Below are 18469 nucleotides of genomic sequence, written 5' to 3' on the forward strand. Positions count from 1 at the left end.
AGACCGCTGACCATGCCGGAAAGCCCAGCGGAATCCGCACCCGCCCGACCGCTCTGGAAGACCTTTCTGGTTTTCCTCAGCCCGCTGGTGCTGACCAACATGCTGCAGGCCCTGTCGGGCACGCTCAACAACATTTATGTGGGGCAGCTGCTGGGGGTCGGTGCACTGGCAGCCGTGGCCAGCTTTTTCCCGCTGCTGCTGTTTTTCATTTCCTTCGTGATCGGCCTGGGGGCAGGCGCGTCCGTTCTCATCGGCCAGGCCTGGGGCGCCAGGGATGTCGAAAAAGTGCGCGCCATTGCCGGCACGGTGCTTTGCGCGGGCTTCTTCATCGGCGTGGTGGTCGGGTTGTGCGGCCTGCTGCTGGCCGAGCCCATCATGCACCTGCTGGGTACGCCGGCAGATGTGCTGCCCCAGGCCATCGCCTATGCCCGGGTCATGATGGCTGTCTTGCCGCTGATGTTTGTCTCCATGCTGACAGCAGCGGCGCTGCGCGGCGTGGGCGATACCGTCACCCCTCTGTTGTCGCTGGCGGTCTCCTCGAGCATCATTCTCATGCTGACCCCAGCCCTGATCCAGGGCTGGTTCGGCCTGCCGGCGCTGGGCGTGACCGGCGGTGCCTGGGCCACGCTGGTGTCGATGGCGCTGGCCCTGCTCTGGGTGGCCTGGTACCTGAAGCGGCGCGGCCGCACGCTCTCACCCGACAGGGATTTTTGGCGGCATGTGCGTCTTCAAAAGAAATTCCTGAAACCCGTCGTCCGGCTGGGCTTTCCCACCGGCCTGTTCTTCATCACCGGCTCGGTGGCGGACCTCGCCCTGCTGCGCCTAGTCAACGGCTACGGCTCGCATGCCACGGCCGCCTGGGGGGCGGTCAGCCAGGTCATGGCCTATGTCCAGTTTCCCGCCATTTCCATTGCGATTGCGACGTCGGTGCTGGCGGCGCAGGCCATAGGCGCAGGGCGCCTGCACCAGATCGACAGCGTGACGCGCGTCGGGCTCGGCATGAACCTCGCCATCACCGGTGGGCTGGCGGTGGCGGTATTGGTGTTTGCGCGAACCATCGTCGGGCTGTTCATCACCGACCCGGCGGTCGTCACGCTGGCGGCCGGGCTGCTGCACATCACCGTGTGGGCCAGCCTGATTTTCAGGCCTGGCCAGTGTGTTCACGTCCGTCATGCGCGCCAGCGGAACGGTGCTGGTGCCCACGCTCATCTCGCTGGGCTGCCTGGGCCTGTTGCTGTTTCCACTGGGCTGGGCGTTCAGCCAGACTTTCGGGCTGCGCGGCATCTGGATGAGCTACCCGGCCACCTACGCCGTGGCTCTGCTGCTGCAGACGGCCTACTTCTTTGCGGTCTGGAAGAAAAAGCCCCTCCTCAAGATGGTGTGAGCGATCCGCCGACTGCACTACCGGATGCGCGGCGGCGCCTGCAGTTGCTCGGGCGTGGTGAAGTAGGCGGCGGTGCTGCCCGCACGCGCTTTCGCCTGCGCCAGTTCATGCCGCGCCACGGTGCGCAGGTGCACTTCGTCGGGTCCGTCCATCAGGTGCAGGGCGCGGCCCCAGGTCCAGAAATAGGCCAGCGGGGTATCGGGTGACAGGCCCATGGCACCGAAGGCCTGCATGGCACGGTCCACCACCCGCGTCTGCAGCCGCGCAGCCACCACCTTGATGGCGGCCACGCGCGCGCGCAGTTGTGCAGCATCATCTTTGCCTGCGTCAAGAGCCCAGGCTGCATGAAGAATCAGCAGACGCGCCTGGTCGATCTCGATGCGCGACTCGGCAATCCATTCCTGCACATTGGAAAAATCAGAAAGGTATTTGCCGAAGGCCTGGCGCTCCAGCGTGCGTTCCGTGGCCAGCTCCAGTGCCAACTCGCACTGGCCGATGGTGCGCATGCAGTGGTGCACCCGGCCCGGCCCGAGCCGTGCTTGCGCCATGGCAAAACCCTCGCCCCAGCCGCCCAGCAGGTGGTCCAGCGGCACGCGCACGTCACGCAGCAGGATTTCGCAATGCCCTTCGGGCGCATGGTGGTGCACCACGGCAATGTTGCGCAGCACCTGCAGCCCCGGCGTGTCCATGGGCACCAGCACCATGCTGTGCCGGTGGTGCGCCCCGGCCGGGTCACCCTCACCTGGCGCCTCGTCGTTGCGGCACATCACCACCAGCAGCCGGCAGCTTGGGTGCGCCGCTCCGGTGATGAACCACTTGCGGCCATTGAGCACCAGTTGCCCGCCCTCGCGCCGCACGGTGGTCTGCAGATTGGTCGGGTCGGACGAGGCCACGTCCGGCTCGGACATCGCAAACGCGGACCGGATGCGGCCTTCCAGCAGCGGCATCAGCCACTGCACGCGCTGCTCGGGCGTGGCAAAGCGGTGCAGCAGTTCCATGTTGCCGGTGTCGGGGGCGCTGCAGTTGAACACTTCCGCGGCCCAGGGCAGCCGGCCCATGGTTTCGGCCAGCGGCGCGTAGTCAAGGTGGCCCAGGCGGGTGCCGGGCTCGTCCTCCTGCAGGCTCGGCAGAAACAGGTTCCACAAGCCCGCCTCGCGCGCCAGCGCCTTGAGGTCTTCGAGAAAAGGCGGTGGATACACCCCGTCCTGCACCGAGCGGTGCCAGGCCGCGTTGTAGGGCAGCAGGTACTGCTGCATGAAGGCTTCGAGCTGCTGGCGCAGCGCCAGCGCCCTGGGGGAGTGATTGAAGTCCATGAGGCATTGTGCGATTCGGGCCGGGCCCTGTCAGAACGCAGGTGACACCCCGCCCTTCACAGCCCCAGGGACTGAAAGAGGCCATCCATGCGCGCCTGTACCGCCGCATCCATGGCGATGGGGCGGCCCCATTCGCGCTGGGTTTCGCCGGGCCATTTGTTCGTCGCGTCCAGTCCCATCTTGCTGCCCAGGCCGCTCACCGGCGAGGCAAAGTCCAGGTAGTCGATGGGGGTGTTTTCCATCAGCAGGGTGTCGCGCGCCGGGTCCATGCGGGTGGTCAGGGCCCAGATCACCTCGCGCCAGTCGCGCACGTCCACGTCATCGTCCACCACGACCACAAACTTGGTGTACATGAACTGGCGCAGGTGGCTCCACACGCCCATCATCACGCGCCGTGCATGCCCCGGGTAGGCCTTCTTGATGCGCACCAGCGCCATGCGGTAGCTGCAGCCTTCGGGCGGCAGGTAAAAGTCGGTGATTTCGGGAAACTGCCTTTGCAGCAGGGGAATGAACAGCTCGTTCAGGGCCATGCCGAGCACGGCAGGCTCGTCCGGCGGTTTGCCGGTGTAGGTGGAGTGGTAAATCGGGTCGCGCCGCATGGTGATGCGGTCCACCGTGAACACCGGAAACGAGGCCTGCTCGTTGTAATACCCCGTGTGGTCGCCGAACGGTCCTTCGAGCGCATGCTGGTAGCCGCTGGGGTGGCCGGCATCCGGATAGATGTGGCCCTCGAGCACGATCTCGGCGGTGGCCGGCACGCGCAAGCCGCTGCCCAGCGCGCGCACGACGTCGGTGCGCGCGCCGCGCAGCAGGCCGGCGAACTGGTACTCGGACAGGCTGTCGGGCACCGGGGTCACCGCGCCGAGGATGGTGGCCGGATCGGCGCCCAGCGCGACGGCCACGGGATAGGGTTGGCCCGGATTCGCCGCAGCATGGTCGCGAAAATCGAGCGCGCCGCCGCGGTGTGCCAGCCAGCGCATGATGAGCTGGTTGCGTGAGAGCACCTGCTGGCGGTAAATGCCCAGGTTTTGCCGTGGCTTGTGCGGCCCCTGGGTGATGACCAGGCCCCAGGTGACCAGGGGCGCGACGTCGCCGGGCCAGCAGTGCTGCACCGGCAGGCGCGCCAGGTCCACATCCTGGCCCTCCCAGACCACCTCCTGGCAGGGCGCCGAACGCAATTCACGCGGCGCCATGTGCCACAAGGTCTTGAGCAACCCGCCCAGACCGAGCATGTCTTTCAGGCCCTTGGGTGCTTCGGGTTCCTTGAGGGCGGCGAGCACCTCGCCAAAGGAACGCAGCGCGCGCAGGTCGGTGACACCCATGGCGCGCGCCACACGTGCCGGTGTGCCGAACAGGTTGGCCAGCACCGGCATGTTGTGTCCGGTGGGGTGTTCGAACAAGAGGGCCGGGCCCCCGGCACGCAGGACGCGGTCGCACAGTGCCGTCATTTCCAGATGCGGCGACACCGGCTCGGCCACGCGGCGCAGGTCGCCGGTCAGCTCGAGCTGGGCCATGAAATCGCGCAGGTCGCGGTAGCGCATGGCTCAGGACCCGGCCGTGGCGAGAGCCCGCCCGTCCCAGCGCGGGGCCAGGTCGTGCGGCAGGTCCAGCAGGTCCAGCACACGCGCCACGCTGCCGTCCACCAGCTCGGCCACCGACTGCGGGCGCTGGTAGAAGGCCGGCATGGGCGGGCAGATGATGGCGCCCATTTCGGTCGCGCTGACCATGTTGCGCAGATGGCCCAGGTGCAGCGGCGACTCGCGCACCATCAGCACCAGGCGCCGGCGCTCCTTGAGCACCACGTCGGCGGCGCGCGTGATGAGGTTGTCCGCCAGCCCGTGCGCCACGGCAGCCAGCGTGCGCATCGAACAGGGCGCCACCACCATGGCACTGCATAAAAAGGAGCCGCTCGCAATGGAGGCGCCCACATCGCGCGCGTCATGCACCTGGTCGGCCAGGGCTTCGACGGCGACGCGGCTCATGCCCTGCTCCTGGTCGAGGTTGCGCCAGCCCGCGTCGGACACCACCAGGTGGGTCTCGATCCCCGCCAGGGCATGAAGCACCTGCAACAGGCGCGTGCCATACACCGCGCCACTGGCCCCGGAGATCGCCACAATGATGCGTCGGGATAGCGCGCTGTCACCGGGGGGCATGGGCGTCCACTCCTTTGGCGGCAACCCCGCCAGCGGGAGTGGATGCACGCAGCGGCACCGCCAGCAGGTCGGCCGCCACACGCTCGAGCACCAGCGCTGCCTGCGCGGGATCGAAGTCCTCATGCGTGCGCTTTTTGACACCGTATTGCTGGAGCGGGTAATGCCGGTCGGCCGTGATGCCATGGCGCGCCAGCACGCTTTTCACGCAGGCCAGCGGGCAGCCGTCGAGCGCGATGACGGGCCGTCCGGAGCGCACGATTTTCATCAGATGGGGCACGTCGCCACCCACCCCGGCAATGCAGGACATCTCGGCGACGCCGCGCCGGTCCAGCTGCAGCGCCACCTGGTTGGCCAGCTGCGCGGCGCTGGAGCATCCCGAACAGGAATAGACCAGCGGCAAACTGCGCCTATCCTCAGTCATGGCGGTTGCCTGCAGGCTGACGCGGGCCAACACCGGCCGACCGCTGCCGTGGCCCCAGGTGCGCCAGCAACTGGAGCGGCCCCCACTGCTGCAGGTCGAGCACCGGCAGCTCCAGGGCATCGAGCGCGTTCTTGACGACCAGGCCCAGTTCGGTGTCGCCCTCCATCGCGAGGCGGCGGCTGAAAAAAAGCGTGTCCGGATCTTCCTGGCGCTGCGCCAGGCGCATGAAGTCGTGGGCGCTGGCACTGATGGCCAGGTCGGTGGCCTGCTGCCGGGGGCAGGCGGCGAAGCGCTGCCCGGTCCAGGAAAAGTCAAAGGTCAGACGCGCGTCACGCACGTGGATGCGCAGCTTTTTGTGCAGCAACAGGCGGCCCACGTCGGCCGGCAACTGGCGCGCCAGGCCCAGGTTGAGCGCACTCACCAGCAGCACCGAGCCGGGGTAAGCCGGCAGGCGCTCCAGCAGCGATCCGAGGGCCGGCGGCAACGCCAGGGAAGGAGATGAGGAAAGGGGTTTCATGGGGATCCGGACAGTCAGGCCACATACAGCAGCACGGTGAAGAAGTGGCAGATGCTGCCGCCCAGCACACACAGGTGCCACCAGCCGTGGCCGTGGCGCAGCTTGTGGTCGGTGGCATAAAAACCAATGCCCAGGGTGTAGCAGGCGCCGCCCGCGGCCAGCCAGGCAAAACCCGCAGGCGTCAGGGCGGTCCACAAGGGCGACACCGCCACCAGCGCCAGCCAGCCCATCAGCACATAAATGACCAGTGACAGCACCCGCGCGCCCTTGGCCAGCCAGATTTCCTGCACGATGCCCAGCAAGGCCAGGCTCCACACCACGCCCAGCAAGGACCAGCCCCAGGCGCCGCGCAGCGACACGAGCGCGAAGGGCGTGTAGCTGCCGGCGATCAGCAGGTAGATCGAACAATGGTCGAACTTGCGCAGCACGTTTTTGGCGCGGCCGCGTACGCTGTGGTACAGCGTGGAAAAGACGTACAGCGCCACCAGCATGGCGCCGTAGATGCTGAAGCTCACAATTTTCCAGGGATCGCCCACGAAGCCGGCGGGCACGATCAGTGCGACCGCACCCGCCACCGCCAGCCCGGCGCCGACGAGGTGGCTGATGCTGTTGAAACGTTCACCGTGGTACATCGTTGTCAGCCCTCAGCCCGCCACCGCGGATGCCACCTGCTCCAGGCCGGGGCGGCCGTGCCAGTAGCCATTGCAGCCCTTCTCCGGCATGAGGGGCTGCATGCGCGCCAGCGCCTCCTGCGGCGTCAGCACCTGCCTGCGTGCTGCATCGAACAGGGCGATCACCTCTGCCATGTGCTGCGCCTGCGGACTCAGGCGAATCACGTCCACGCCCGCGGCACGCATGTCCTCCAGCGCATCGACCAGGTTGTAGACGCGGGCCGACTGGGTCTGTGTGCCGTTGAGCACCAGGAACTCCTCGCTCTCGCGGGTCCTGAGCATCAGACCGTCCGGGTGGTCGAGGCAACTGAAGCGGCAGTCGTCCTTGGGCAGGTTGCGCTGCCGCGCGGTAAAGCAGCGCGCCGAGTAGGCCAGCGGCATGCGCCCGTAGGCAAACACCTCGGTCTCCAGACCTGGCGGGCGGTCCTGCTGCAGCAGCGCCAGATCACCCTGCTTCATCTCCAGCGGCATGACCCAGCGGCTGGCGCCCAGCGAGGCCATCCATTGCAGCGAAGCCGGGTTGTACAGGTTGAGGTGCGGGCCGGCCACAAACGGCAGCTTGCCGGCCAGGCGGTGGACGGCGCCCATGTCGTTGGCCTCGACCCGGAAATCGCCATTGGCCGTGATCCTGTGCATGGTGCCGACGTCGCTGCCCGACTCCAGCAGCACCTGGGTCGACAGCACCACCTCCTTGCCGGCAGCACGCAGGCGGGCCGCGATGTCCAGCCAGTCGGCCAGGCGCAACTCATGACGCCGCGAACACACGGTCTCGCCGAGGTAGACCACGTCCACCGGCGTGACAGCGACCGTGTCGTAAAAATTGAAGACAGTCTCCCTCTGCCAGTAATACAGCAGCGGGCCCAGGGCGATTTTCATGGTGCGGTTTTCCATCATTTCCAGGGCCGGTGGTAAGCGCCCAGCGTGTGCTGCTGGCCTTCGGCCACCTGGTCGAGGCTGGCCATCCAGCTGGTTTTCGGTGCGTAGCGATGCGGGTTGGCAACGCAATGGTCGATGGCCTCGCGCCAGACACGCGTCACCTGCGCCACATAAGCAAGGCTGCGCTGGCGGCCCTCGATCTTGATGGCGCGTACACCCATCTTCATGAGCTGGGGCAGAAGTTCGAGCGTGTTCAGGCTGGCGGGCTCCTCGATGGCGTAATAACTCTCGTCATCACCCACGTCGAAGCGCCCCTTGCACAGCGTGGGGTAGCCGGCGTTTTCCCCGCTGGCATAACGGTCGATCAACACACCGCCCAGCCGCGATTCCAGGCCCTGCGGCGTTTCCTGCCAGCGCACGGACTTGGCCGGCGAACACACGCCGTGCGTGTTGGGTGACTCGCCCGTCACATAGGACGACAGCGCGCAGCGCCCCTCCACCATCACACACAGGCTGCCAAAACCGAACACCTCGATCTCCACCGGCGTCTTGTCAATCACCTGCCGCACCTGCTCGAGCGACAACACACGCGGCAACACCGCGCGAACGACGCCGAACTGCTCACGGTAGAAGTTGATCGCCTCGTAATTGGTGGCCGAGCCTTGCACCGACAGGTGCAGGCGCAGCGCCGGATAACGCGAGGCGGCATATTGCATGAGGCCGGGGTCGGCCAGGATCACGGCATCCACCCCCAAGTCCACCGCCTGGTCCAGCGCCGCGCGCCAGGGACCGGGGTTGGCGGCCTGCGGATAGGTGTTGAGCGCCATGAAAACCTTGCAGCCGCGCTCGTGGGCATAACGAATGCCCGCGGCAATCGCGGCCTCGTCGAAATTGAGGCCGGCAAAGTTGCGTGCATTGGTTGCATCGCGCAAACCCAGGTACACGCAATTGGCCCCGTTGTCCACCGCGGCTTTCAGGGCCGGAAGGCTGCCAGCTGGACAAACCAGCTCTGGCGGGGCTGATGGCGGTTGCAGGGTCTCAGGAAGGGAAGCAGAAGAAGTCATGCATTTGGAATCAGGCAGGCCCCGGAACAGAGCCATTGCAAGCTGCGACCTTACGCCGAACGGACGCAAAACTTTCTGATCCCCGTCAACAGTTGGTCCAAACGCCGGACCGCAAAACAGACCCGTTGCATGAAATTTCTTGAACAACCTGCCTCCTTGCGGCTCACAAGGCAGCTACCAAAAGTGCAATTGACCTGGATCAATAGGGGAATGAACTTTTTCAATCTCAATAGATGTATTATTTATGCATCTTATAAATTTTACTGATTTCTGTTTTACTGAATGGAGTCCCCATGAACCACTCTTCCACGTCTTCCGCAGCGTTCACGCTCGATATCCGGACGATTCTTCCCCGCGAACGGCACCCGGCCATCTTCCGGACATTTGGCCAGCTTGGCGCCGGTCAGACCCTGGAATTGATCAACGACCACGATCCACAACCGCTGCGTCACCAGTTCCAGGCAGAAATGCCGGGCAAATTCGGCTGGACCTACCTGGAACAGGGCCCTGATACCTGGCGCGTGGCCATTACCCGGCTGAAGCCGGCTCACAGCGACGGGCAGTGCTGCGGCTCCTGCGGCGGCGCCTGATCCCCTTTACAGAAACCAGAAGGAATACGCGATGAAAAACAACAACATGCTGTGGCGCTGGCTCGGCTTCATCTTTGTCCTGTCGTTTGGGGCCCTGGGTTACCTCGGCGTGCAGATCTACCTGACAGCCCCGCCCATCCCCAAGGCCGTCGTCACCACCTCGGGCGAGCTTCTTTTCACCGGCGAGCAGGTCCAGAAAGGCCAGCAGGTCTGGCTGGCCAGCGGCGGCCAGCAACAAGGCAGCGTCTGGGGCCACGGCGCCTATCTGGCGCCGGACTGGTCGGCCGACTGGCTGCACCGGGAAGCAACGGCGCTCCAGACCATCCATACGCAGGCCTTGCGCAAGGATCCGTCAGCCATCACAGCGTCCGACCGCGGCGCGGTCGATGCTGCGCTGAAGGAGGAAATGCGGCGCAACACCTACGACCCCACCAGCGAAACTGTCACCGTGTCACGCGACCGTGCACAGGCGATCCGCGAAGTGGCGGGTCACTACAACGCCCTGTTCGGCAGCGACGTGCTGCTGGACAAGCTGCGTGACCAGTACGCGATGACGGGCAACCTGCTGCCGGATGCGGCAGATCGCCAGGCCCTCGCAGCCTTCTTCTTCTGGACGTCCTGGGCCGCGACCACCGACCGGCCCGGCGAGGAAAACCTGTCTTACACCAGCAACTGGCCGCATGAGCCCCTGGTGGGCAACAAGATGACCGACTCGGCCGCGATCTGGTCGATGGTCAGCATCGTCCTGCTGCTCGGTGCCATTGCCGCCATGTTGTGGCTGCACGGCAGCCAGCGCCATGAGCCGGAGGCCCTGCCGCCCAAGGCCGATCCTCTGCTGGGCGCGGTCGCCACCCCCTCGATGAAGGCCACGCGCAAGTACTTCTTTGCCGTGGTCGGCCTCATGCTGCTGCAGATCGCCATGGGTGTGGTCACAGCGCACTACGCCGTCGAAGGCCAGTCCTTCTTTGGCCTGCCGCTGGCCCAGGTGTTGCCTTATGTCGTGAGCCGCACGGTGCACACCCAGGTCGGCATCTTCTGGATCGCCACCGCCTGGCTGGCCACCGGTCTCTACATCGCCCCCCTGCTGTCGGGGCGGGAACCCAAGCTGCAAAAGCTCGGCGTGGACGTTCTGTTCTGGGCGCTGATAGCCATCGTGGTCGGCTCGACCGTGACCGGCTGGCTGGGCACGCTGCAGCACCGCGGCGTGGACTTCAGCTTCTGGGTCGGCAACCAGGGGCTGGAATTCACCAGCATGGGCCGTGTCTGGCAAATCCTGCTGTTCGTGGGTCTGCTGTTCTGGGTGTTTCTGCTCGGCCGCGCCCTCTGGCCGGCACTGAAAAAACCGTCGGAAACCCGCGGCCTGATCGCCATGGTCTTCCTGTCGGCCACCTGCATAGGCGGCTTCTACGCGACCTCGCTGACCTGGGGCCAGAACACGCACTACTCGATGGTCGAGTACTGGCGCTGGTGGCTGGTCCACCTGTGGGTGGAGGGGTTCTTCGAGGTGTTCGCCACCGCCGTGGTTGCGCTGATCTTCACCAAGCTGGGACTGGTTCGCACCGAAAGCGCCAACCGCGCCATCATCGCCGAGACCATCGTGTTCCTGTTCGGCGGCATCCTGGGCACGCTGCATCACCTGTATTTCACCGGCACGCCCACCTCGGTGATCGCCGTCGGTGCGGTGTTCTCCGCGCTGGAAGTCGTGCCCCTGACGCTGATCGGCCTGGAAGCCCTGCAGACCTACCGGCGCTCCCAGGCCCTGCCCTGGCTGGCTGCCTACAAATGGCCTGTCATGTGTTTTGTCGCGGTCGGCTTCTGGAACACCGTCGGCGCCGGCCTGCTCGGCTTTGCCATCAACCCGCCGGCCTCGCTTTACTATGTGCAGGGCCTGAACATGACCGCAGCCCATGGCCACGCCGCCCTGTTTGGTGTCTACGGCATGCTCGGCATCGGCCTGATGCTGTTCTGCCTGCGCGGCCTGTATGCGCGCCACCTGCATGCCGACAACATCCTCAAGCCGGCCTTCTGGAGCCTGAACATCGGCCTGGCGATGATGGTCTTCCTGTCGCTGTTGCCGGCCGGCATCTACCAGGCCTGGGCCAGCGTGAGCAAAGGACTGTGGTACGCCCGCTCGCCGGAAATCATCCACTCCCCCGTGATGGAAACCCTGGTCTGGATGCGGGTACCCGGCGACATCCTGTTCGCCATCGGCGCGGTCCTGCTGGCCTGGTATGCCGTGCGCCTGTTGCGGCGCCCCGCGGTTCAGCCCGCCAGCGCCATCACAGCCAAGGCGGTGGCCGGTCTCTGAGCTCTCTCGCAAGGCCGGCCGTGCCGGCCTTGCGTCCTTTCCCGATTTTTTCATTGGAGTTTTCATCATGAGCGAGATCCAGCCCCTCCCCAACGTCCACCCCTTCGACGCCCGCGGTGTTGCCAAACGTTTCCGCCACGCGGCCATCTTCGGCGCCCTGGAAAGCCTGCACCCCGGGGAAACCATGCGTTTCGTCAACGACCACGACCCCCTGCCGCTGCTGGGCCAACTGCAGCAGGCCTTCGGCGAAAAACTGGGCATCGCCTATGTCCGGCGCGAACCGGGGGAAATCGTGATCGACTTCCAGGTACGCGGCTGAGGCCTTACATTCACCCCATGAAACTCACCGCCTTTACCGACTACAGCTTGCGTGTGCTGATCTACCTGGCCGCGCAGCCCCAGAAACGCGCCACGATTGCCGAAATCGCGGCCTCTTTCGACGTGTCGGAAAACCATCTGACCAAGGTGGTGCACCTGCTCGGTAAAAGCGGCTGGCTGGCCAATGTGCGCGGCAAGGGCGGCGGGCTCGAACTGGCCATGCCGCCCGAACTGGTCGGTGTCGGCGCGGTGGTGCGCCAGACCGAGGGCGCGGCGGTGGTGGCCGAATGTTTTTCTGATGAGGCCAACCACTGCGCGATCACACGCATCTGCCGGCTGCGGGGTGTGCTCGGTGAAGCGGTCGAGGCCTTCTATGCCGTGCTGGACCGCTACACCCTGGCCGACCTGGTCCAGAACCGCCAGGCGCTGGCCAAGGTGCTGTTTATCGACAGGACCGCGCCCACGCCGGCGGCAAAACGCGCCGTCTGAGCGCTGATACCTAAGCTGCCATGACTGAGCCCAAAGCGCCCTTTCCCTACGAAGGCCCTGAGGCACTGCGCCAGCCCCTGGTGGCGGCACTGACGCGGGTGGTCGACCCGGAGGTCGCCATGAGCATCGTTGATGTCGGGCTCATCTATGGCGTCACCGTAACCGACGAGAAACTGCATGTCCGGCTGACCATGACATCCGCCGCATGCCCGGTCGCCGATCTCATCATCGACGAGGTCGAGACCGAACTGGACCGCGTGGCGCCGCCGGACTTGCTGATTGAAGTTGAACTGGTGTGGGAGCCGCCCTGGTCCGCCGACCGGATGAGCGAGCGCGCCAGGCGCTTCATGCAGTGGTGAACACATCGCGCCGACCCAGGCAAGCGCAACGCCAGACGACGCCGCGGTGGATCACCCTGGCCGTGCGGCCGCTGCTGCTGGCAGGGGTCGCGCTGTCGCTGCTGGCCGGCATTGCAGGCGGCCTGCTGCGCGTGGGCGTCGTCCTTCCCGCCCTGCCGGATGCCCTCTGGCCTGGCCAGGCCGCGCTGGCCCATGCGGCGCTGATGATCTGCGGTTTTCTCGGCACCGTGATCGGCATCGAACGGGCCGTGGCCGTCAAGCTGCGCGCCGCTTTCCTGGCACCGCTGGCCTCGGGTGCAGGGGGCGCGCTCCTGCTGCTGGGTCAGCCCGGGCCGGGCGCGTGGCTGGGCGTGGCCGCTGCGGCCATCTTCACCGCGGTCAACATTGTGATCGTGCGGCGCCAGCGCGCCGCCCACACCTGGCTGCTGCTGGTCGCCGCGGGCGCGTGGCTGGCCGGCAACCTGCTGTTCGCCACGGGCCAAGGCAGCATTGCGACGCTGCCCTGGTGGTTCGCCTTTCTCGTGATGACCATCGCCGCCGAGCGCCTGGAAATGACGCGGCTGATGCGCCGGCGCCCCGCCGCGGAGCTGTCGCTGCAGGCCGTGCTGGTGGCGCTGCTCGCGGGCGCGGCCTGGTCGGCCCTGGCGCCGGTTGCCGGCGGGCTGCTGTACGGCGCAGCGCTGACCCTGCTGGCGCTGTGGCTGGCGGTCTTCGACATCGCCCGCCACACCGTCCGGGCGCACGGCCTCAGCCGTTATATGGCGGTTTGCCTGCTCGGCGGCTACGCCTGGCTGGCGGTGGCCGGGGTTGCGTGGGCGGGCACCGCCCTGGGCCTGCCGCTGCGCGACGCCGCACTGCATGCCCTCGGCCTGGGCTTCATCGTCAGCATGATGATGGGCCATGCACCGGTGATCCTGCCGGCCATTGCGCGCATCAAGCTGCAGTTCGGCGCCTTTTTCTACGTGCCGCTTACCGTGTTGCACCTCTCCCTGCTGCTGCGCCTGGTCGCCGGGATGGCAGGTGACCCGCTGCGCAGCACCGGCGCCGCCCTCAATGCTGCCGCGATAGCGCTGTTTGCGGCCACCATCGCCGGCGCCGCGATAGCCTGGCGTATCCATCATGGCGGGCCCGACGCCCTGCCCCACCAAAAGACCGACCCATGACTCCCCTCATCGCAGAACCTCCCCGCCCTTCGCCGGCCCCCGCCGGCTGGGCGCTCTGGGACCTCGGCTTTCGTCCGTTTTACCTGCTGGCCAGCACCTTCGCCGCCCTGTCAATTGGGCTGTGGGCGTTGCAATTTTCCGGCTGGCTGGGCCTGCCCTACCTGCAGGGGCCGATGTGGCACGCCCACGAGATGCTGTTCGGCTTTGCACTGGCCGTGGTCGTCGGTTTCCTGTTCACGGCCGGGCGCAACTGGTCGAACCGGCCGACCCCCACCGGCTGGCCCCTGGCCGCGCTGGCCGCCCTGTGGGTCGCGGGCCGGGTCCTGGTACTCACGCCTTTCGGCTGGGCCGCGCTACTGGCCAATGTCGCATTCCCGCTCGCGGCCGCCATCGCGCTGGCGATTCCCTTCATCGCCGCGCGCAATCGCCGCAACTACTTTTTTGTCGGTCTGTTGCTGCTGATGTCGGTAGCCGTGCTCGGCATTCACCTGGCCCAACTCGGCGTCATGCAGCTTCCAGGCTGGGTCGGCATCCAGCTTGCCCTCGATATCATGCTGTTCATCATGGCCGTGATGGGCGGCCGGGTGATTCCCATGTTCACCAACAACGGTGTCCCGGGCGCCAATGCCACGCGCCTGCCCCTGCTGGAGAAAGCCGCGCTGGGCAGCGTGCTGGTGCTGCTGCTGGCCGACGCCGTGCAACTGCACGGCGTGTGGCTGGCCGCCGTGGCTGGCGCATGCGCGCTTGCCCACCTTGCCCGCTGGAGCCTGTGGCGCCCCTGGAAGACAGGGCGCGCGCCGCTGGTCTGGGTATTGCAGGTCGCCTACTTCTGGATCCCGGTGCATCTCGTGCTGCGCGCCCTGGCAGCGGCGGGATGGGTGGCCCCTTCGCTGGCCACGCATGCGCTGACGGTGGGTGCCATCGGCGGCCTCATCATCGGCATGATGACGCGTACCGCACGCGGCCACACTGGCCGGCCCTTGCGGGCCGACCGCAGCGATGTGGCCTGTTATGTCCTTGTCCTGCTCGCGGCGCTGGTCCGCGTGTTCGTGCCGCTCGCTGCCCCGGCCTGGATCATCGAGGCCACGTTGGGATCGGCCGCACTGTGGTCTGCCGGCTTCGCGCTCTATGCCGTGCGCTACTGGCCGGTGCTGACACGGCCGCGTATTGACGGACAGGCCGGCTGACCGCGGGCACTTTACCCGCCGGGCGCAAAATGGGGCCATGAAACCACCCAAGCGACTGCAGTCATTGATCGAAGAAGGCCTGATCGACACCGTGGTGCGGCAGTTGATGAGCGGCAAGGAAGCCATGGTCTACGTCGTGCGCTGTGGTGACGACACGCGCTGCGCCAAGATTTACAAGGAAGCCGACCAGCGCAGCTTCCGGCAGGCGGTGGACTACACCGAAAACCGCAAGGTCAAGAACACGCGCCAGGCGCGTGCGATGGCCAAGGGGACCCGCTTTGGCCGGCAGGCAGCCGAGGCGGCCTGGCAAAGCGCCGAAGTCGACGCACTGTACCGCCTGGCCGCCGCCGGTGTGCGCGTGCCCACACCGCACAACTTCTGCGACGGCGTGCTGCTGATGGAGCTGGTGACCGACGAACATGGCGACGCGGCGCCGCGCCTGAACGATGTGGAGTTCACGCCGGAGCAGGCACGCCTGCACCATGCCACGCTGCTCACGGAGGTGGTGCGCATGTTGTGTGCCGGCGTCGTGCACGGCGACCTGTCCGAGTTCAATGTGCTGCTGGCCGCGGACGGGCCCGTCATCATCGACCTGCCGCAGGCCGTCGATGCTGCCGGCAACAACCACGCCAGCCGCATGCTGCTGCGCGATGTCGCCAACCTGCGCGGCTTTTTCGGCCGTTTCGCGCCCGACCTGCTGGCCACCGCCTACGGCCATGAGATCTGGGACCTGTACCAGCGCGGCGTGTTGCGGCCCGATACGGTGCTCACCGGGCGTTTCGCGCACCAGCTCGGACCGGTGGACATGCGCGCCGTGATGGGCGAGATCGACGATGCGCGGGCCGAGGAAGCGGCACGCCGCCTGCGCATGCAGGCCCTGTAGGCACACGCGGCCTGCTGCCCGACAGACAGGCGCACGCCTTTGGTGTACGGTGGTCCGCAAGGCTGCACATCCCGTGCATGCGAAGGCCCCCATGAACAATCCTCACTACACACCCCGCACCTTTGGCGACCGCTTTGCCTACGCCTTTGTCCGCTTCCTGCGCTTTTTTGCCGACCTGTTTTTTGCCAAGCGCTACGGCCACCGCGCCATCGTGCTGGAAACCGTCGCCGCAGTTCCCGGCATGGTGGGGGCCACGCTGACGCACCTGCGCTGCCTGCGCCGCATCGAGGACGACAAGGGCTGGATACGCACGCTGATGGACGAGGCCGAGAACGAGCGCATGCACCTGATGACCTTCATCAAAATCGCGCAGCCCAACTGGTTTGAGCGCGGGCTGGTCATCCTGGTACAGGGGTTCTTCTACAACGCCTACTTCCTGCTGTACCTGATCGCCCCGGGCGTGGCGCACCGGGTGGTCGGGTACTTTGAGGAAGAGGCCTACACCAGCTACACCCACTACCTGGCGCTGATCGACTCGGGCGCCCATGCCAATGTGGCGGCCCCGCAGATTGCCAAGGACTACTGGAAGCTGCCCGCCGACGCAACCTTGCGGGACGTGGTGCTGGCCGTGCGGGAAGACGAGGCGGGGCACCGCGACGTGAACCACGGTTTTGCCAATGCGCTGCATGGCGGCGGTGCGCAGCAGCGCGCCGCCGGCTGAGAAGGGTTCTCCGGGCGTGTCAGCGCACCGGGTTTTCCAGGCTGCCGATCCCGTCGATTTCCACCCGCACCACATCACCGGCCTGGAGGTACTTCGGCGGCTTGAAGCCAATACCGACACCGACCGGCGTGCCGGTGGCGATCACGTCACCGGGGTAGAGCGTGATGCCGGCCGAGAGGGTTTCGATCAGTTTGGGAATGTCAAAGATCAGGTCCGCGGTTGAGGCGTTCTGGCGTTCCTCGCCATTGACATAGCAGCGCACCCCGGTTTTGGTACCGTCCAGTTCGTCGGCACTCACCAGCCACGGACCCATGGGGCAGAAGGTGTCGAACGATTTGCCCATGTGCCATTGCTGGTGACGGCCTTGCCAGTCGCGCGCAGTGATGTCGTTGAGGATGGTGTAGCCCCAGACATGGGCCATCGCGTCTTTCGCGGCAATGCCCTTGCCGCCGCGTCCGATGATGACGGCCAGTTCGGCCTCGTAATCGATCGCCATGGAAACCGCCGGCATCTCGATGGCGGCGCCGGGACCGACCACGGATTCCGGCACCTTGGTGAAGATGATGGGGTCGGCAGGAATGTCACCGCCCGATTTGGCGCTGCTGTCAAAGCCGCTGCCGGCAAACTCTTTCGCGTGCGCAAAGTAGTTTTTCCCGACACAGAAAATATTCCGGCGCGGCCTGGGCAGCGGGGCGACGATCTGCACCTCATGGAGGGCGAGGGCGGGCAACAGGGCCGGCAGGGTGTCGCCACGCGCCTGCATCTCGATCAGCGCCTGCGCCCCCAGGTCGCTCTGCGCTTCGGGCAGATCAAAGGGCTGGACGTGCTGGAGGTCGGCGGACACCAGACCCACACCGGACCGGCCATTGAGGCGGTAGGCAACAATTTTCATGGCGCTGTCTCTCTTTGTTTTTGCCCGGCAGGAAGGTGCCGCGGCGGTTGCGGAAGCAGGAGCCTGGGGACAGACTCCTAGGGATTGCGATTACCCAAAAATTTCAGGCGGATGTTAGCATGCAAACCATAAAAAGTGCGCGGGTTGTCGACCCGCCGCAGATCAACCCTCAGGAGACAAACATGAAACGCAGATCCGTATTGTTGGGTGCCTTGCTCATTTCGGCCACCACCTGGGTGGCCGCACAAAACGCGTGGCCCGTACGCCCCATCACCATGATCGTGCCTTTCCCGCCTGGTGGCCTGGCCGACCTCGTGGCACGCCCTGTGGCCGAAGCCATGTCACGCGACCTGGGTCAGCCGGTGGTGATTGAAAACAAGGCCGGCGCCGGCGGCGGCATCGGCATGGGCGTGGCCGCCAAAGCCAAGCCCGATGGTTACACCGTGCTCCTGGCCTTGTCCTCGCTGACCGTCATTCCCGAGGCGGACACCCTGCGCGGGCGCCCGCCCATGTTTGCGCTCAACGACCTGCGCCCGATCGCGCGGTTTACCGCCGACCCGACCGTGCTGGCGGTGCGCGCCGAGTCGCCATGGAAAACCGTGAAGGATTTTGTCGAGGATGCCAGGAAGCGCCCGGGCGCGATCAACTACGGCTCATCGGGCAACTACGGCACCATGCATGTGCCCATGGAAATCCTCTCGCAGAACGCTGGCGTAAAGATGACGCACATCCCTTTCACCGGCGCAGGCCCCGCAGTGGTGGCGCTGCTGGGCGGGCAAATCGACGCGGTCTCCTCCGGGCCCGCAACCGTGCTGCAGCACGTCAAGGCCGGCAAACTGCGGGTACTGGCCCATTGGGGCAATGGCAAGCTCGCTGCCCTGCCAGAGGCGCCCAGCCTGAAAGACGCGGGTTACAACGCCGAGTACGCGCAGTGGTCCGGCCTGTTCATCCCCAAAGACACCCCTGAACCCATTGCCCAGCGACTGCGCGCCGCCGCCAACGCGGCCGCGCAGGACAGCAAGGTCAAGGAAGTCATCCTCAGCGCCGGCAGCCCGGTGTTGTACCAGGACGCCGCCGACTTCGAGAAATACGTGCAGGCCGACGCCAAACGCATGGCCGAGGTCGTCAAGCGCATCGGCAAGCTCGACTAGGGCCTGTTC

19 protein-coding genes and 1 pseudogene are annotated in these 18469 nt (G+C 66.2%); 11 read left to right on the forward strand and 9 right to left on the reverse strand.

Annotated elements, in window-relative coordinates; translation table 11 throughout:
- Window positions 1-12: 12 nt before the first annotated feature.
- A pseudogene (locus tag B7G53_RS14475) lies at window positions 13-1384 on the forward strand (MATE family efflux transporter).
- Window positions 1385-1401: 17 nt separating this feature from the next.
- On the opposite strand, the gene B7G53_RS14480 reads toward B7G53_RS14475, so the two are convergent.
- Genes B7G53_RS14480 through ubiU form a run of 8 tightly spaced genes read right to left on the reverse strand, consistent with a single transcriptional unit; the run spans window position 1402 to window position 8399 of the window.
- Window positions 1402-2697: an acyl-CoA dehydrogenase family protein gene (locus B7G53_RS14480; protein WP_096668882.1), complete on the reverse strand. Its 1296-nt coding sequence runs from the start codon at window positions 2695-2697 to the stop codon at window positions 1402-1404.
- A gap of 56 nt (window positions 2698-2753) precedes the next feature.
- On the reverse strand, window positions 2754-4238 hold the full coding sequence (gene ubiD, locus B7G53_RS14485; RefSeq protein WP_096668885.1) for a 4-hydroxy-3-polyprenylbenzoate decarboxylase: 1485 nt from the start codon (window positions 4236-4238) through the stop codon (window positions 2754-2756).
- A 3-nt stretch (window positions 4239-4241) separates the two neighbouring features.
- Window positions 4242-4850 carry a UbiX family flavin prenyltransferase gene (locus B7G53_RS14490; protein ID WP_096668887.1) on the reverse strand — a complete coding sequence of 203 codons (609 nt, stop codon included), beginning with the start codon at window positions 4848-4850 and terminating at the stop codon, window positions 4242-4244.
- Window positions 4837-5271, reverse strand: a complete 435-nt coding sequence (locus tag B7G53_RS14495) for a putative zinc-binding protein (protein ID WP_096668889.1) — start codon at window positions 5269-5271, stop codon at window positions 4837-4839. Before B7G53_RS14495 ends, B7G53_RS14490 begins: the two co-directional genes overlap by 14 nt.
- A complete protein-coding gene (ubiT, locus tag B7G53_RS14500; protein ID WP_096668891.1) occupies window positions 5264-5788 on the reverse strand; it encodes a ubiquinone anaerobic biosynthesis accessory factor UbiT in 525 nt (174 codons plus the stop codon). The genes B7G53_RS14495 and ubiT overlap by 8 nt, the downstream gene beginning before the upstream one ends.
- 14 nt (window positions 5789-5802) lie before the next feature.
- Window positions 5803-6420 (reverse strand): PAQR family membrane homeostasis protein TrhA, encoded by a 618-nt coding sequence (trhA, locus tag B7G53_RS14505; protein WP_096668892.1) that lies wholly within the window; start codon window positions 6418-6420, stop codon window positions 5803-5805.
- 12 nt (window positions 6421-6432) lie between these two features.
- Window positions 6433-7335 (reverse strand): U32 family peptidase, encoded by a 903-nt coding sequence (locus B7G53_RS14510; RefSeq protein ID WP_096668991.1) that lies wholly within the window; start codon window positions 7333-7335, stop codon window positions 6433-6435.
- Window positions 7336-7349: 14 nt separating this feature from the next.
- A complete protein-coding gene (gene ubiU / locus B7G53_RS14515) occupies window positions 7350-8399 on the reverse strand; it encodes a ubiquinone anaerobic biosynthesis protein UbiU (protein ID WP_096668894.1) in 1050 nt (349 codons plus the stop codon).
- A gap of 293 nt (window positions 8400-8692) precedes the next feature.
- Between ubiU and B7G53_RS14520 the strand changes: the two genes are divergently transcribed.
- The 9 genes from B7G53_RS14520 to B7G53_RS14560 all read left to right on the forward strand — a co-directional run bounded on the left by B7G53_RS14520 (window position 8693) and on the right by B7G53_RS14560 (window position 16417).
- Window positions 8693-8989, forward strand: coding sequence for a DUF2249 domain-containing protein (locus B7G53_RS14520; RefSeq protein ID WP_096668896.1), 297 nt, complete (start codon window positions 8693-8695; stop codon window positions 8987-8989).
- A 31-nt stretch (window positions 8990-9020) separates the two neighbouring features.
- Window positions 9021-11297: a nitric-oxide reductase large subunit gene (locus tag B7G53_RS14525; RefSeq protein WP_096668898.1), complete on the forward strand. Its 2277-nt coding sequence runs from the start codon at window positions 9021-9023 to the stop codon at window positions 11295-11297.
- 67 nt (window positions 11298-11364) lie between these two features.
- The gene (locus B7G53_RS14530; RefSeq protein WP_096668900.1) at window positions 11365-11616 is read left to right on the forward strand and encodes a DUF2249 domain-containing protein; all 252 of its coding nucleotides are present in this window, start codon (window positions 11365-11367) and stop codon (window positions 11614-11616) included.
- Between the two features lie 17 nt (window positions 11617-11633).
- Window positions 11634-12104: an Rrf2 family transcriptional regulator gene (locus B7G53_RS14535; protein ID WP_096668902.1), complete on the forward strand. Its 471-nt coding sequence runs from the start codon at window positions 11634-11636 to the stop codon at window positions 12102-12104.
- 20 nt (window positions 12105-12124) lie between these two features.
- Complete coding sequence (locus B7G53_RS14540; protein WP_096668904.1) at window positions 12125-12463, forward strand: metal-sulfur cluster assembly factor; 339 nt, start codon at window positions 12125-12127, stop codon at window positions 12461-12463.
- On the forward strand, window positions 12460-13626 hold the full coding sequence (locus tag B7G53_RS14545) for a hypothetical protein (RefSeq protein WP_369680285.1): 1167 nt from the start codon (window positions 12460-12462) through the stop codon (window positions 13624-13626). The genes B7G53_RS14540 and B7G53_RS14545 overlap by 4 nt, the downstream gene beginning before the upstream one ends.
- Window positions 13623-14813 (forward strand): NnrS family protein, encoded by a 1191-nt coding sequence (locus tag B7G53_RS14550; RefSeq protein ID WP_096668906.1) that lies wholly within the window; start codon window positions 13623-13625, stop codon window positions 14811-14813. The genes B7G53_RS14545 and B7G53_RS14550 overlap by 4 nt, the downstream gene beginning before the upstream one ends.
- 37 nt (window positions 14814-14850) lie before the next feature.
- Window positions 14851-15696 carry a PA4780 family RIO1-like protein kinase gene (locus B7G53_RS14555; protein ID WP_096668908.1) on the forward strand — a complete coding sequence of 282 codons (846 nt, stop codon included), beginning with the start codon at window positions 14851-14853 and terminating at the stop codon, window positions 15694-15696.
- Window positions 15697-15787: 91 nt separating this feature from the next.
- Complete coding sequence (locus tag B7G53_RS14560) at window positions 15788-16417, forward strand: alternative oxidase (protein WP_096668910.1); 630 nt, start codon at window positions 15788-15790, stop codon at window positions 16415-16417.
- Between the two features lie 19 nt (window positions 16418-16436).
- On the opposite strand, the gene B7G53_RS14565 is transcribed toward B7G53_RS14560, so the two are convergent.
- Entirely contained in the window at window positions 16437-17309 is an 873-nt protein-coding gene (locus tag B7G53_RS14565) for a fumarylacetoacetate hydrolase family protein (RefSeq protein WP_096668912.1), read from the reverse strand.
- 182 nt (window positions 17310-17491) lie between these two features.
- Between B7G53_RS14565 and B7G53_RS14570 the strand changes: the two genes are divergently transcribed.
- Window positions 17492-18460, forward strand: coding sequence for a Bug family tripartite tricarboxylate transporter substrate binding protein (locus tag B7G53_RS14570; RefSeq protein WP_096668913.1), 969 nt, complete (start codon window positions 17492-17494; stop codon window positions 18458-18460).
- Window positions 18461-18469 lie beyond the last annotated feature (9 nt).

Source organism: Polaromonas sp. AET17H-212 (genome assembly GCF_002379085.1).
Taxonomy (GTDB): Bacteria; Pseudomonadota; Gammaproteobacteria; order Burkholderiales; family Burkholderiaceae_C; genus Polaromonas.

Coding starts and splice junctions, on each gene's coding strand:
- B7G53_RS14565 (WP_096668912.1), bottom strand. CDS start 17,309: ATGAAAATTGTTGCCTACCGCCTCAATGGCCGGTCCGGTGTGGGTCTG.
- ubiU (WP_096668894.1), bottom strand. CDS start 8,399: ATGACTTCTTCTGCTTCCCTTCCTGAGACCCTGCAACCGCCATCAGCC.
- ubiT (WP_096668891.1), bottom strand. CDS start 5,788: ATGAAACCCCTTTCCTCATCTCCTTCCCTGGCGTTGCCGCCGGCCCTC.
- B7G53_RS14490 (WP_096668887.1), bottom strand. CDS start 4,850: ATGCCCCCCGGTGACAGCGCGCTATCCCGACGCATCATTGTGGCGATC.
- B7G53_RS14570 (WP_096668913.1), top strand. CDS start 17,492: ATGAAACGCAGATCCGTATTGTTGGGTGCCTTGCTCATTTCGGCCACC.
- B7G53_RS14560 (WP_096668910.1), top strand. CDS start 15,788: ATGAACAATCCTCACTACACACCCCGCACCTTTGGCGACCGCTTTGCC.
- B7G53_RS14525 (WP_096668898.1), top strand. CDS start 9,021: ATGAAAAACAACAACATGCTGTGGCGCTGGCTCGGCTTCATCTTTGTC.
- B7G53_RS14530 (WP_096668900.1), top strand. CDS start 11,365: ATGAGCGAGATCCAGCCCCTCCCCAACGTCCACCCCTTCGACGCCCGC.
- B7G53_RS14495 (WP_096668889.1), bottom strand. CDS start 5,271: ATGACTGAGGATAGGCGCAGTTTGCCGCTGGTCTATTCCTGTTCGGGA.
- B7G53_RS14520 (WP_096668896.1), top strand. CDS start 8,693: ATGAACCACTCTTCCACGTCTTCCGCAGCGTTCACGCTCGATATCCGG.
- trhA (WP_096668892.1), bottom strand. CDS start 6,420: ATGTACCACGGTGAACGTTTCAACAGCATCAGCCACCTCGTCGGCGCC.
- B7G53_RS14480 (WP_096668882.1), bottom strand. CDS start 2,697: ATGGACTTCAATCACTCCCCCAGGGCGCTGGCGCTGCGCCAGCAGCTC.
- B7G53_RS14540 (WP_096668904.1), top strand. CDS start 12,125: ATGACTGAGCCCAAAGCGCCCTTTCCCTACGAAGGCCCTGAGGCACTG.
- B7G53_RS14510 (WP_096668991.1), bottom strand. CDS start 7,335: ATGAAAATCGCCCTGGGCCCGCTGCTGTATTACTGGCAGAGGGAGACT.
- B7G53_RS14535 (WP_096668902.1), top strand. CDS start 11,634: ATGAAACTCACCGCCTTTACCGACTACAGCTTGCGTGTGCTGATCTAC.
- B7G53_RS14555 (WP_096668908.1), top strand. CDS start 14,851: ATGAAACCACCCAAGCGACTGCAGTCATTGATCGAAGAAGGCCTGATC.
- B7G53_RS14550 (WP_096668906.1), top strand. CDS start 13,623: ATGACTCCCCTCATCGCAGAACCTCCCCGCCCTTCGCCGGCCCCCGCC.
- ubiD (WP_096668885.1), bottom strand. CDS start 4,238: ATGCGCTACCGCGACCTGCGCGATTTCATGGCCCAGCTCGAGCTGACC.